This is a genomic window from Pseudomonas sp. AL 58 (assembly GCF_036348395.1).
Taxonomy (GTDB): domain Bacteria; phylum Pseudomonadota; class Gammaproteobacteria; order Pseudomonadales; family Pseudomonadaceae; genus Aquipseudomonas; species Aquipseudomonas defluvii.
In genome coordinates this window covers 158,433-171,337 of record NZ_JAZBQR010000002.1, presented here as the reverse complement: position 1 = coordinate 171,337, position 12,905 = coordinate 158,433, and the positions used below count along the sequence as shown (strand labels likewise).

Here is a 12,905-nt window from a genome sequence, read left to right as displayed (position 1 = left end):
CAATTCCTTCCTCATCAGAGAGCCGCTCTTGCTGGCGACTACTTAGTGCGCAGCCCACTCGATCTTGGAGATGTCGACGCCGTCTTTGTACATGTCCCACAGCGGCGACAATTCGCGCAGCTTGGTAACTGCCTCGCACACTTTCTGCGCGGCGTAGTCGATTTCTTCTTCAGTGCTGAAGCGACCGAAGGTGAAACGGATAGAACTGTGTGCCAGCTCGTCGTTGCGGCCCAGGGCGCGCAGCACGTAGGACGGCTCCAGCGAGGCCGAGGTGCAGGCCGAACCGGACGAAACGGCCAGGTCCTTGAGCGCCATGATCAGCGACTCGCCTTCGACGTAGTTGAAGCTCAGGTTCAGGTTGTGCGGTACGCGGGCGGTCATGCTGCCGTTGACGTACAGCTCTTCCAGGCCTTCGACCTGCTTGAAGAAGCGCTCGCTCAGGGCCTTGATACGCTGGTTTTCGCTGGCCATTTCCTGCTTGGCGATGGCAAAGGCTTCACCCATGCCGACGATCTGGTGGGTGGCCAGGGTGCCGGAACGCATGCCACGCTCGTGACCGCCACCGTGCATGGTGGCTTCCAGGCGTACGCGAGGCTTGCGGCTGACGTACAGCGCGCCGATACCTTTAGGGCCGTAGGTCTTGTGGGCCGAGAAGGACATCAGGTCGACCTTCAGCTTCTGCAGGTCGATTTCGACCTTGCCAGTGGACTGGGCCGCGTCGACATGGAACAGCACGCCACGGGAGCGGGTCAGCTCACCGATGGCGGCGATGTCGTTGATGGTGCCGATTTCGTTGTTCACGTGCATGACCGAAACCAGGATGGTGTCGTCACGCAGTGCCGCTTCAACCATGGCCGGGGTAATCAGGCCGTCTTCACCGGGCTCGATGTAGGTGACTTCAAAACCTTCACGCTCCAGTTGGCGCATGGTGTCCAGGACCGCCTTGTGCTCGATCTTGGAGGTGATGAGGTGCTTGCCCTTGGTCGAATAGAAGTGCGCGACACCCTTGATTGCCAGGTTGTCGGACTCGGTGGCACCGCTGGTCCAGACAATTTCCCGCGGATCGGCATTGACCAGGTCAGCAACCTGGCGACGAGCATTTTCGACCGACTCTTCGGCTTTCCAGCCAAAAACATGGGAGCGCGAGGCCGGGTTACCGAAGTTTCCGTCGACCAGCAGGCACTCGCTCATTTTCTGCGCGACGCGTGGGTCGACCGGCGTGGTCGCGGAGTAATCGAGGTAGATCGGCAACTTCATTGAATATCTCCTATCAGGCGGTCGCGTCGCGCGTCGAAACGGTCATTCGACGGCGGACGTCTCAATCTTGTCCAGCTGCGGTGCCCGGCCTGCGATTCGACGCAAGTCCTGACGCTGGGCGACCTCTTGCACGTCACTGCGAGTGACAAGGTCAGCCAGGCTGATACCGCTGAGGAATTCGTGAATCTGCTGGCTGAGATCGCACCACAGGTGGTGAGTCAGGCAGGTATCGCCGGCGTGGCAATCACCCAGGCCCTGGCAGCGCGTAGCATCGACCGATTCATTGACCGCATCGATAACTTGCGCGACTTGAATGCTTCCCATGTCTCGCGACAGCTGATAGCCACCGCCCGGACCGCGCACACTGGAAACCAGACTGCTACGACGCAGCTTGGCAAACAGCTGCTCCAGATAAGAGAGGGAAATGCCTTGGCGCTCGGAAATGTCGGCCAGGGACACCGGCCCATGCTGCGCGTGCAATGCCAGGTCAAGCATGGCGGTCACGGCGTATCGGCCTTTTGTAGTCAGTCGCATGGCTAGTAGGTACCACGGAGTTACGGGATGTGAGCGAGTATGCTATTCCCGAGCATTTAAGTCAACTATAAGACCTAGTGCTTTAGTCGGGATTGAGCCTGAACGGCGGCGGAATAATAGCAAAGTCGGGGCGTGAGCACACGCCCCTTCTGTCAATGCGTCGCGGCGTCGCTACGCGGCTCGGCCTTGACCTCGGCAAAGTCCTCGTCGCGCAAGGCAGGCAGCTCCTTGGCACAGTAGTCACTGCCCAGGTTTTTCAAGGCACCGCACATGTCCTCCAGGCGCCCATCCACCGCATGCAGGTGATCAAGCAACTGACCAATGGCGCGCGCGACCGGGTCTGGCATGTCTTCGCTGACGCCGTAGGCATCAAACATGGCCTTGCGCTTGGCTTCCTGCTCGGCATCGGTCTTGACGATGATGCGCCCCGGAATACCTACCGCCGTGGCACCGGCCGGCACGGCCTTGGTCACCACGGCGTTGGAGCCGATCTTGGCCCCGGCACCGACCGTGAACGGGCCGAGCACCTTGGCACCAGCACCCACGACCACACCATCTTCCAGCGTGGGGTGGCGCTTACCCTTGTTCCAGCTGGTACCGCCAAGCGTCACGCCCTGGTACAGGGTGACATCGTTGCCGATCTCGGCCGTCTCGCCAATCACGATACCCATACCGTGATCGATGAAGAAACGCCGCCCCACCTTGGCCCCCGGGTGAATTTCGATGCCAGTCAGCCAGCGACCGAAGTTCGACACCAACCGCGCCAGCCACTTCCACTCCCGCACCCACAGGGCATGCGCTGCACGGTGCAGCCAGATTGCGTGCATACCCGGGTAGCAGGTCAGCACCTCAAAGGCATTGCGCGCCGCCGGATCACGGTGGAAAACGCTCTGGATATCTTCACGCAGACGCTCGAACATCTATTGATCCTTCCGCTTATGCGGCTCGCCACGGGCCATTTTCTGGGTTTCCGTGAGGATGCCGCGCAAAATACTCATTTCCGAACGATTCACCGAACTACGCCCATACAGTCGGCGCAAGCGCGACATCAGGTGCTTGGGCTTCTCCGGGTCGAGAAAACCGATCTCGACCAGGGTCTTTTCCAAATGCTCGTAGAACAGCTCCATCTCATCCATGGTCGCCAGCTCGCCACTGCGCACCGACGCCACTTCGACTTTCTCGACTTTCGAGGGCCGCCCCTCGACGGCCAGCCATGCCATGCGCACCTCATAGGCGAGCACCTGCACGGCGGCCCCAAGGTTCAGCGAACTGAAGTCGGGGTTGGACGGGATATGCACGTGATAATGACATCGCTGCAGCTCGTCGTTGGTCAGGCCGGAGTGCTCACGCCCGAACACCAGGGCGACTTCAGCACCCTGCCCGGCATCCTCGACTACCTTCGCGCCACACTCACGCGGGTCGAGCATCGGCCAGGGGATGCGCCGATCACGGGCACTGGTACCGATCACCAACGTACAACCGACCAGCGCCTCTTCAAGCGTGGCCACCACCTGGGCACCCGCCAGCACGTCATCGGCACCCGATGCACGGGCACTGGCTTCGTGGGAGGGGAAATGGAGCGGATCGACCAGTACCAGACGCGACAAGCCCATGTTCTTCATGGCACGCGCAGCCCCACCGATATTGCCGGGGTGGCTGGTATTGACCAGGACAACACGAATATTTTGCAGCACGGCAAGGGCTCACAGACACGGTAAAGGGGGAGCAAATCTTACAGAACCGACCGACGTTACGCTACGAAAGCAAATGTCACCCTTCTTCATAGAAAGTTTTCTGATAGAATGTTCGGCTTTCTTTAACGACCCAGGTGAAACGTCCATGCAGCCCATGCTGAATATCGCGCTGCGCGCCGCCCGCAGCGCCAGTGAACTGATTTTCCGCTCCATCGAGCGCCTGGATACCATCAAGGTTGATGAGAAGGACGCCAAGGACTACGTGTCCGAGGTCGACCGCGCCGCCGAGCAAACCATCATCGCGGCCCTGCGCAAGGCTTACCCTACCCACGCCATCTACGGCGAAGAAACCGGCCTGCACGCCGGCAGCGGCGAAGGTGAAGACTACCTGTGGATCATTGACCCACTGGACGGCACCACCAACTTCCTGCGTGGCGTACCGCACTTCGCTGTCAGCATCGCCTGCAAGTACCGCGGCCGCCTGGAACACGCCGTAGTTCTGGACCCTGTCCGCCAGGAAGAATTCACCGCCAGCCGTGGCCGTGGCGCCCAACTGAACGGTCGCCGCCTGCGCGTCAGCTCCCGCACCAGCCTGGAAGGCGCACTGCTGGGCACCGGCTTCCCGTTCCGTGACAACCAGATGGACAACCTGGACAACTACCTGGGCATGTTCCGCTCCCTGGTTGGCCAGACCGCAGGCATCCGCCGCGCTGGCGCCGCCAGCCTCGACCTGGCCTATGTGGCCGCCGGTCGTTTCGATGCGTTCTGGGAGTCGGGCCTGTCTGAATGGGACATGGCTGCAGGCACCCTGCTGATTCAAGAAGCGGGCGGCCTGGTGAGCGACTTCACCGGCGGTCACGATTTCCTGGAAAAAGGCCACATCGTTGCCGGCAACATCAAGTGCTTCAAGGCAGTACTGACGGCCATCCAGCCGCACCTGCCGGCTTCGCTGAAACGCTGAGTTCCAGCCAAGCAACAAGGCTAATGACAAAGCCCCTGACCGAAAGGCCAGGGGCTTTTTATTTGAGCGCTGATCACTGGCAAGCCAGTGTCACATCACCCACTCACTGCCCCGCCGGGGCCTGCCCCAGAATCAGCTGGCCATTCTTGTCCAGCGGGATCTGTGAGCCCGGGTCACGATCCATGCGCACCTTGCCGACCTTGTCACCAATCGAATACTTCACGTCATAGCCCACGACCTTCTCACTCAGGTCATTGACCGTATTACAGCGCGTCTCGGTAGTGGTGTAGGTGTCTTTGTTCTGCATGTTCTCCTGCACCTTGTTACCGGCATAACCGCCACCCACCGCACCGGCCACGGTTGCAATCTTCTTGCCGGTACCACCACCGATCTGGTTGCCCAGCAGGCCGCCAGCCACGGCACCGATCACGGTACCCGCAATCTGATGCTGGTCCTTGACCGGCGCCTGGCGGGTTACCGCGACATCCTTACAGACTTCCCGTGGCGTCTTGATGGTTTGCTTGACCGGCTGAACCCCAAGCACCTGAGCATACTCAGGCCCATGGTTCACCAATTTGTAGGTTGCTACGGCACCCCCGGCAGTCACACCGACAGCACCCAGTACCGCACCCACCAGCATCGACTTGTTCACGTGAAACCTCCAGACCGTACAGACGGGTTATCGCCCGTGCTTCTCCTAGCCTTGGAGCATAAAAAAAGGCGCGAGTTCAACACTCGCGCCTATTGGGGACCACTGACCGGGTAAACGGCGTATTTACGGACGCTCGTCCACTTCCTCGGCTTTCACCGGTGGAATCAGGTCTTCGCTGCTCAGGTTCAACCAGATCAACACCACGTTGGCGATGTAAATCGAGGAGTAAGTACCCGCCAGAACACCGATGAACAGTGCAATGGAGAAGCCGAACAGGTTGTCACCACCGAAGAACAGCAGCGCCGCAATCGCCAGCAAGGTCGAAACCGAGGTGGCCACGGTACGCAGCAGGGTCTGGGTGGTGGAGATGTTGATGTTCTCGATCAGCGAAGCCTTGCGCAGTACGCGGAAGTTCTCACGTACCCGGTCAAAGACCACGATGGTGTCGTTGAGCGAGTAACCAATGATCGCCAGAACTGCCGCCAGCACCGTCAGGTCGAAGGTGATCTGGAAGAACGACAGGATACCCAGGGTCACAACCACGTCGTGGATCAGCGACACAATTGCACCGACCGCGAACTTCCACTGAAAACGGAAGGCCAGGTAGATCATGATGCCGCCCAGTGCCAGCAGCATGCCGAGGCCGCCCTGATCACGCAGCTCTTCACCTACCTGCGGGCCGACGAACTCGACACGCTTGACCACGGCCGGGTTGTCGCCACTGACCTTGCGCAGCGCCTCGGCAACGCGGTTGCCCAGTTGCGGGTCATCGCCCGGCATACGCACCAGCAAATCGGTGGTAGCGCCAAAGCTCTGCACCACGGCATCGCCGAAGCCAGCCTTGACCAGCTCCTCGCGCACCTTGCCCAGATCAGCCGGCTTTTCGTAGGTCAGCTCGATGAGCGTACCGCCGGTGAAATCCAAACCAAAGTTCAAGCCCTTGTGGAACCAGCTGAACAAGGCCAGTACGGTAAGGAGCATGGTGACGGCGAACGCAACGTTGCGCACGCCCATGAAGTTAATGGTACGTAACATGGCAGCCCCTTAAACCCACAACTTCTTGAAGTCACGCCCACCAAAGATCAGGTTGACCATTGCGCGGGTCACCATGATGGCTGTGAACATCGAGGTAAAAATCCCGAGGGACATGGTCACCGCAAAGCCTTTGACCGGCCCGGTACCCATGGCGAACAGGATGCCGCCGACCAACAGGGTGGTCAGGTTGGCGTCGAGAATCGCGGTGTAGGCACGGTCGAAACCTTCATGGATCGCACGCTGAACCGACATGCCGTTAGCCAGCTCTTCGCGAATCCGCGAGAAGATCAGCACGTTGGCGTCAACCGCCATACCCATGGTCAGTACGATACCAGCGATACCCGGCAGGGTCAGGGTAGCACCCAGCACCGACATCAGGGCCAACAGCAGCACCATGTTGCCTGCCAGTGCCACGGTAGCGATCACACCGAAGAAGCGGTAAATGGCGATGATGAACAGCGAGACGAACAGCATGCCCCACAGCGACGCATCGATACCCTTGGTGATGTTGTCAGCACCCAGGCTTGGGCCAATGGTACGTTCCTCAGCAAAGTACATCGGCGCAGCCAGGCCACCGGCACGCAGCAGCAGGGCCAGTTCCGACGATTCGCCCTGGCCGTTCAGGCCGGTAATGCGGAATTGGCTACCCAGCGGCGACTGAATGGTCGCCAGGCTGATGATGCGCTTCTCTTCCTTGAAGGTCTGGATGGCAACGTCTTTCTCGACACCATTGACGACCTGCTTCTCGTAGCGAGTGGTCGGCTTCTGCTCGATGAAGATCACCGCCATGCTGCGACCGACGTTGCTACGGGTCGCGCGGCTCATCAGCTCGCCACCGTGGCCATCCAGACGGATGTTCACCTGCGGGCGGCCATGCTCGTCGAAGCTTGCCTGGGCGTCGGTTACCTGGTCACCGGTGATGATCAGGCCACGCTCAACCGCAGCTGGCGGACGACCGCCTTCACGGAACTCGAAGGATTCGGTGGTGGCTTTCGAGGCACCCGGCTCTGCACCCAGGCGGAACTCGAGGTTGGCGGTTTTGCCGAGAATACGCTTGGCTTCAGCGGTGTCCTGCACGCCCGGCAGCTCCACCACGATGCGGTTGGCACCCTGGCGCTGAACCAGTGGCTCGGCAACACCCAGCTCGTTGACGCGGTTACGTACCGTGGTCAAGTTCTGCTTGATGGAGTACTCACGAATCTCGATCAGCTTGGCCGGCGAAATCGACAGGCCCAATACGGCCATGTCGTTACGCTCGCTTGGCGTAAGCTCGAAATCGTTGAAATTCTTGCGGATCAGGGCACGTGCCTGCTCGCGGGTTGCATCGTCAGCGAAGCCCAACTGAATGCTGCCGTCTTGTTGCGGCAGGCTGCGGTAGCGCACACGCTCTTTACGCAGCAGGGTTTTGACTTCACCTTCATACACTTTCAGGCGTGCGGTAATGGCTTTGTCCATGTCCACTTCCAGCAGGAAGTGCACACCACCGGACAAGTCCAGGCCCAGCTTCATTGGGCTTGCACCCAACTTGCGCAACCATTGCGGAGTGGTTTGAGCCAGGTTCAGCGCCACGACGTAATCGTCACCCAACGCCTTGCGCACCACGTCCTTGGCAGGCAACTGGTCTTCCTGCTTGGTCAAACGCAGCAGGCCACCCTTGCCCTTCTCACCCAGGCTCGCGCCCTTGACCTGAATACCGGCATCGCTCAACGCTTTGCTGGCACGATCCAGATCGGCCTGGCCAACCTGCAGCGCAGTACTTGCACCGCTGATTTGAACAGCCGGATCGTCAGGGTAGAGGTTGGGAGCGGAATAAATGAAACCGACCGCCAGCACCAGCACGATCAGCGCGTATTTCCATAAAGGGTATTTGTTCAGCATCACGCCGCCCGTTCAAGAGACGGGGCGCCTTGCGCGCCCCGTCGATTGGTAAAAGACTTAAACTTAGATCGCCTTGAGCGTGCCTTTTGGCAGGGTCGCAGCAACGGCGCCCTTCTGGAACTTCAGCTCAACCGAGTCGGACACTTCGAGCACTACGAAGTCATCGGCAACTTTGACGATCTTGCCGGCGATACCGCCGTTGGTAACAACTTCGTCACCCTTCTGCAGATTGCTCAGCAGGTTCTTCTGCTCTTTGGCACGCTTGGCCTGTGGGCGCCAGATCATCAGGTAGAAGATGACCAGGAAACCTACCAGGAAAATCCACTCAAAACCGGTACCGGCAGGGCCAGCAGCGGCAGGGGCAGCGGCGTCCGCGTATGCGGCAGGAATCAGAAAGCTCATTTAGCACTCCAGTTGCGAAATAGTACTTGTAAGGGTCGGCAAAACATCAATCCAAAGGCGGCACAGGAAGCCCGCGCTTGGCGTAGAAGGCATCAACGAAAGCGGCCAATGTACCTTGTTGAATAGCCTCGCGCAAACCAGCCATCAAGCGCTGGTAATGTCGCAAGTTATGGATGGTATTCAACATGCTACCCAGCATTTCGCCGCATTTATCCAGATGATGCAAATAAGCGCGGGAGAAGTTCTGGCAGGTGTAGCAATCACAGGTTGGGTCCAGCGGCGAATCATCATGACGATGGAACGCATTGCGGATTTTAAGCACGCCTGTATCGACAAATAGATGACCGTTGCGCGCGTTGCGCGTAGGCATCACGCAATCGAACATGTCGACGCCGCGGCGCACACCCTCAACGAGATCTTCCGGCTTGCCTACCCCCATAAGGTAACGAGGTTTGTCAGCAGGCATCTGCCCTGGCAGGTAATCCAGCACCTTGATCATTTCATGCTTCGGCTCGCCCACCGACAGGCCACCGATGGCCAGGCCGTCGAAGCCGATCTTGTCCAGGCCTTCCAGCGACCGCATACGCAGGTCCTGGTGCATGCCGCCCTGAACGATACCGAACAACGCCGCAGTGCTGTCGCCATGGGCGTTCTTCGAGCGCTGCGCCCAACGCAGCGACAGCTCCATCGATACCCGCGCCACGTCTTCATCGGCCGGGTACGGGGTGCACTCGTCGAAGATCATCACGATGTCCGAGCCCAGGTCGCGCTGAACCTGCATCGACTCTTCCGGGCCCATGAACACCTTGGAGCCGTCTACCGGCGAGGCGAAAGTCACGCCCTCTTCCTTGATCTTGCGCATGGCGCCCAGGCTGAACACCTGGAAACCACCGGAGTCGGTGAGGATCGGGCCTTTCCACTGCATGAAGTCGTGCAGGTCGCCATGGGCCTTGATGACCTCGGTACCCGGGCGCAGCCACAGGTGGAAGGTGTTGCCGAGGATGATCTGCGCACCAATCGCCTCGATATCCCGCGGCAGCATGCCCTTGACCGTGCCATAGGTGCCCACCGGCATGAACGCCGGGGTATCCACCACGCCACGGGGGAAGGTCAACCGACCCCGACGGGCCTTGCCGTCGGTGGCCAGCAACTCAAAGGACATACGACAGGTGCGACTCATGCTTGATCCTCGGGCCCACGTGGCGCCGGATTGCGGGTGATGAACATGGCATCACCGTAACTGAAGAAGCGGTACCCGTTTTCCACCGCGGCCTTGTAGGCAGCCATGGTTTCCGGGTAACCGGCGAAGGCCGAAACCAGCATCAGCAGCGTGGACTCGGGCAGATGGAAGTTGGTGACCAGGGCATCGACCACATGAAACGGCCGGCCCGGGAAGATAAAGATGTCGGTGTCGCCGCTGAACGGCTTGAGCACGCCATCGCGCGCGGCGCTTTCCAGCGAACGCACACTGGTGGTGCCCACCGCCACCACCCGACCGCCACGCGCACGGCAGGCGGCAACGGCGTCGACCACGTCCTGGCTGACCTCCAGCCACTCTTTATGCATATGGTGGTCTTCGATGCGCTCTACCCGCACCGGCTGGAAGGTGCCCGCCCCTACGTGCAAGGTAACGAATGCCGTGTCGACGCCCTTGGCGGCGATCTTCGCCAGCAGGTCTTCATCGAAATGCAGGCCAGCGGTTGGCGCGGCCACCGCACCGGCACGCTCGGCGTACACGGTTTGATAACGCTCGCGGTCGGCACCTTCATCCGGGCGGTCGATATACGGCGGCAGCGGCATATGCCCGACGCGGTCGAGCAGCGGCAACACCTCTTCGGCGAAACGCAGCTCGAACAACGTATCGTGGCGCGCGACCATCTCGGCCTCACCGCCGCCGTCGATCACAATCTGCGAACCAGGCTTGGGCGACTTGCTGGAGCGCACATGGGCCAGCACGCGGTGGCTGTCCAGCACACGCTCGACCAGAATCTCCAGCTTGCCGCCGGAGGCCTTCTGGCCAAACAGCCGCGCCGGGATCACCCGGGTATTGTTGAACACCATCAGATCGCCCGGGCGCAGGTGCTCGAGCAAATCGGTGAATTGCCGGTGCGCCAATGCCCCTGTTGGCCCGTCGAGGGTCAACAGCCGGCTACTGCGGCGCTCGGCCAAAGGATGGCGGGCGATCAGGGAATCTGGGAGCTCAAAAGAAAAATCGGCGACGCGCATGATGGTGTTCGGTTTGACAGGGCCGGAAAGTTTAGCGGAATCGACAAAAATTCACCATGAAAGCTGATTGACCAACGGTAGGCACCTCTTTATACTCCGCGTCCACAAGCCCTGATGGCGGAATTGGTAGACGCGGCGGATTCAAAATCCGTTTTCGAAAGGAGTGGGAGTTCGAGTCTCCCTCGGGGCACCAAACAGCAGTAACTGAACGGTTCTACCAACCTTCAGATCCAGAAAAACCGGCCAATTGAGCCGGTTTTTTTGTGCCTGCGCTACGCCGATGCCTGCCTGCGGATTCAAGGAAGAACCACCATGGGGCTGACCAGCACGATATCCCTCTATGACAGCCGATGGCCTGCCCTCTTTCTCACTGCCAAAGAGCAGATCAAGGCGGCGTTCGGCGCAGAGCTTGTTGCCATTCACCATGTCGGAAGCACCGCTGTTCCAGGGCTTGCAGCCAAGCCTGAGATTGACCTTCTCATTGAAGTTTCGGCGCACCTGAACGAAGCCCGTCGAGACACCGTCATGCGTGAGCTCGGCTACGCCCGGGGGAGTGATCTGTCCGCAGGCCACCATTTTTATCGCCGCGATGTTGATGGCATACGAACCCATAAGGCCCACGTTTGCCTCACAGGCCATCGCCAAATAGAACGCATGCTTCGCTTCCGGGATCGCCTCAGGCGCGACCCCGTTCTTCGCCAGCAGTATCAAGACTTGAAACTTGAGCTGGAAGCCAGCAACACCGGCGGCATCGGTGAATACCTGGCAAAGAAGGCGCCTTTTATCGACGGAGTAATGGGGGCGGCCTAGGTTAGATTGCGCAATACATCTCAGAAGTACCAAACAGTCAGCCGACAACAAGGAGCCCCAATCATCGCAGAACGACCATCCGGGGATCGTGAGCGAAGAACATGCCATTTCGGATTGTGCCCTGTCGGGTAATGGAGGCAATTGATCCTTCAATCATTCCCATGGCAGCCTTAACAGATGGCCGTGGACCAGGATTGGCAGCGACGAAAGCCGGACCGATACAACCCGCTAGCGCAGAAAAACACACGGCAAAGCAAACGAGCGAGGCCCTGTCGGCCTTCAATGCCTTCAGCCGAACCAACAACTTAGGTATCGTGATACTTCTCCCTAAATTATCTGCGAGCACCCCATCACAAGCCGCCCCATGTGCATGCACAATCAATATATCCCCGCCCGCTATTGCATTAGCCGCCTCTTCATTAAGATATATGGCAACTACTTCTGTAATAACAACCCCATCAACCACACAAGGAACACGAATACCTTCAACAAGTTCGACTGCATTTCTGCGCAAATCTCCAACACTGCTCGGAATACGCAGGAACGGGATATAGATACACAGCTTAGACACCTGCCCTTCTCCTTTGAATAAATAACCCATACTTACTCAAAACCACATAAAACAACAAGAACAAAGACCAGTGACTTCAGATTCGTAGACGACAAATCCCGTGTAATAACGTCGAAAAACAGAGTGATACTGCCAAGTTCTGTACGAAATCCCTCGAAACTTATTCAATCCGAACAAGAGCCCCATTCTAGTAAAGTCTGCCGCCATCAAAGGCAGGAGCCAAAGATGGCAAAACGATATGAACTACCCGATGCAGCCTGGGAACTGGTTGCAGACCTCTTTATCGAAGCACGACGCGGTGGCCGCCCTAGGGCGGATGATCGCCTGATGCTGAACGGCGTGCTCTGGGTGCTTTGCTCAGGTGCAGCCTGGCGTGACATGCCGAAACGCTTCGGGCCTTGGTCAACTATCTATCAACGCTTTCGTGACTGGCGAAAACGAGGCATCTTTGACCAGTTCCTCAAACGCCTTCACATTAGACTCAACGAACATGGCCTGATTGACCTGAACACTTGGGTAATCGACTCCATAACAGTACGTGGAAGAAGAACTTCATCAAGCGCAGAAAAAAACTGGCCTGAAGAGCCTCAAGATCGAGCGCTCGACCGCAACTGCGGAGAACCAAACTCTGTACGAAATCCTTAGAAACTCATTCAAGCCGAATGAATACCTCAATCCAGCAGAGTCTGTGGGCATCAAAGACGAGAGCGCCCGATGGCAAGGTGAAAAAATCGCCCTGACACAGCCTGAAAACTGGTTACAGAGCTCTTTATCGAAGCCAGATCCTGCCGCGCTATCGCTATCGAATCTAACCTGTCATACCCGTAATGCTTCAGAAAGACCGTGAGATGGCCGCTGGCCCACCTTCCACCCACCGCCCTCCAG

General features: G+C 58.9%; 13 protein-coding genes, 1 tRNA gene and 1 pseudogene. 4 read left to right on the top strand and 11 right to left on the bottom strand.

Annotation, left to right across the window (positions count from 1 at the left end; all coding sequences use genetic code 11):
- Positions 1-42: 42 nt before the first annotated feature.
- From UIA24_RS01190 to trmJ, 4 genes are all read right to left on the bottom strand, one after another.
- Positions 43-1,257 (bottom strand): IscS subfamily cysteine desulfurase, encoded by a 1,215-nt coding sequence (locus UIA24_RS01190; RefSeq protein WP_065761352.1) that lies wholly within the window; start codon positions 1,255-1,257, stop codon positions 43-45.
- 42 nt (positions 1,258-1,299) lie between these two features.
- Positions 1,300-1,791 carry a Fe-S cluster assembly transcriptional regulator IscR gene (gene iscR / locus UIA24_RS01185; RefSeq protein ID WP_065761351.1) on the bottom strand — a complete coding sequence of 164 codons (492 nt, stop codon included), beginning with the start codon at positions 1,789-1,791 and terminating at the stop codon, positions 1,300-1,302.
- A gap of 152 nt (positions 1,792-1,943) precedes the next feature.
- Positions 1,944-2,711, bottom strand: a complete 768-nt coding sequence (cysE, locus tag UIA24_RS01180) for a serine O-acetyltransferase (RefSeq protein ID WP_065761350.1) — start codon at positions 2,709-2,711, stop codon at positions 1,944-1,946.
- Positions 2,712-3,485 (bottom strand): tRNA (cytosine(32)/uridine(32)-2'-O)-methyltransferase TrmJ, encoded by a 774-nt coding sequence (gene trmJ, locus UIA24_RS01175; RefSeq protein WP_330522005.1) that lies wholly within the window; start codon positions 3,483-3,485, stop codon positions 2,712-2,714.
- A 145-nt stretch (positions 3,486-3,630) separates the two neighbouring features.
- Between trmJ and suhB the strand changes: the two genes are divergently transcribed.
- Positions 3,631-4,446 (top strand): type III secretion system regulator SuhB, encoded by an 816-nt coding sequence (suhB, locus tag UIA24_RS01170; RefSeq protein WP_065761348.1) that lies wholly within the window; start codon positions 3,631-3,633, stop codon positions 4,444-4,446.
- A gap of 103 nt (positions 4,447-4,549) precedes the next feature.
- Here the strand turns inward: suhB and UIA24_RS01165 are convergent, their stop codons facing one another.
- From UIA24_RS01165 to queA, 6 genes are all read right to left on the bottom strand, one after another.
- Positions 4,550-5,098 (bottom strand): glycine zipper 2TM domain-containing protein, encoded by a 549-nt coding sequence (locus tag UIA24_RS01165; protein ID WP_330522004.1) that lies wholly within the window; start codon positions 5,096-5,098, stop codon positions 4,550-4,552.
- A 123-nt stretch (positions 5,099-5,221) separates the two neighbouring features.
- The gene (gene secF / locus UIA24_RS01160; RefSeq protein WP_330522003.1) at positions 5,222-6,133 is read right to left on the bottom strand and encodes a protein translocase subunit SecF; all 912 of its coding nucleotides are present in this window, start codon (positions 6,131-6,133) and stop codon (positions 5,222-5,224) included.
- Positions 6,134-6,142: 9 nt separating this feature from the next.
- On the bottom strand, positions 6,143-8,011 hold the full coding sequence (secD, locus tag UIA24_RS01155) for a protein translocase subunit SecD (protein ID WP_065758838.1): 1,869 nt from the start codon (positions 8,009-8,011) through the stop codon (positions 6,143-6,145).
- 63 nt (positions 8,012-8,074) lie between these two features.
- The gene (gene yajC, locus UIA24_RS01150; protein WP_065758839.1) at positions 8,075-8,413 is read right to left on the bottom strand and encodes a preprotein translocase subunit YajC; all 339 of its coding nucleotides are present in this window, start codon (positions 8,411-8,413) and stop codon (positions 8,075-8,077) included.
- A 46-nt stretch (positions 8,414-8,459) separates the two neighbouring features.
- Positions 8,460-9,575, bottom strand: coding sequence for a tRNA guanosine(34) transglycosylase Tgt (tgt, locus tag UIA24_RS01145; RefSeq protein WP_176717408.1), 1,116 nt, complete (start codon positions 9,573-9,575; stop codon positions 8,460-8,462).
- 14 nt (positions 9,576-9,589) lie between these two features.
- Positions 9,590-10,639, bottom strand: coding sequence for a tRNA preQ1(34) S-adenosylmethionine ribosyltransferase-isomerase QueA (gene queA, locus UIA24_RS01140; protein ID WP_065758841.1), 1,050 nt, complete (start codon positions 10,637-10,639; stop codon positions 9,590-9,592).
- Between the two features lie 108 nt (positions 10,640-10,747).
- Here queA and UIA24_RS01135 point away from each other — a divergent pair.
- Positions 10,748-10,832: transfer RNA gene (locus UIA24_RS01135), tRNA-Leu, on the top strand.
- Between the two features lie 119 nt (positions 10,833-10,951).
- Complete coding sequence (locus tag UIA24_RS01130; RefSeq protein WP_099773604.1) at positions 10,952-11,449, top strand: GrpB family protein; 498 nt, start codon at positions 10,952-10,954, stop codon at positions 11,447-11,449.
- Between the two features lie 61 nt (positions 11,450-11,510).
- Here UIA24_RS01130 and UIA24_RS01125 read toward each other — a convergent pair whose 3' ends face one another.
- Entirely contained in the window at positions 11,511-12,050 is a 540-nt protein-coding gene (locus UIA24_RS01125; protein ID WP_330522002.1) for a hypothetical protein, read from the bottom strand.
- 195 nt (positions 12,051-12,245) lie between these two features.
- On the opposite strand from UIA24_RS01125, the pseudogene UIA24_RS01120 reads away from it, so the two are divergent.
- A pseudogene (locus tag UIA24_RS01120) lies at positions 12,246-12,638 on the top strand (IS5 family transposase); the annotation flags it as partial.
- Positions 12,639-12,905 lie beyond the last annotated feature (267 nt).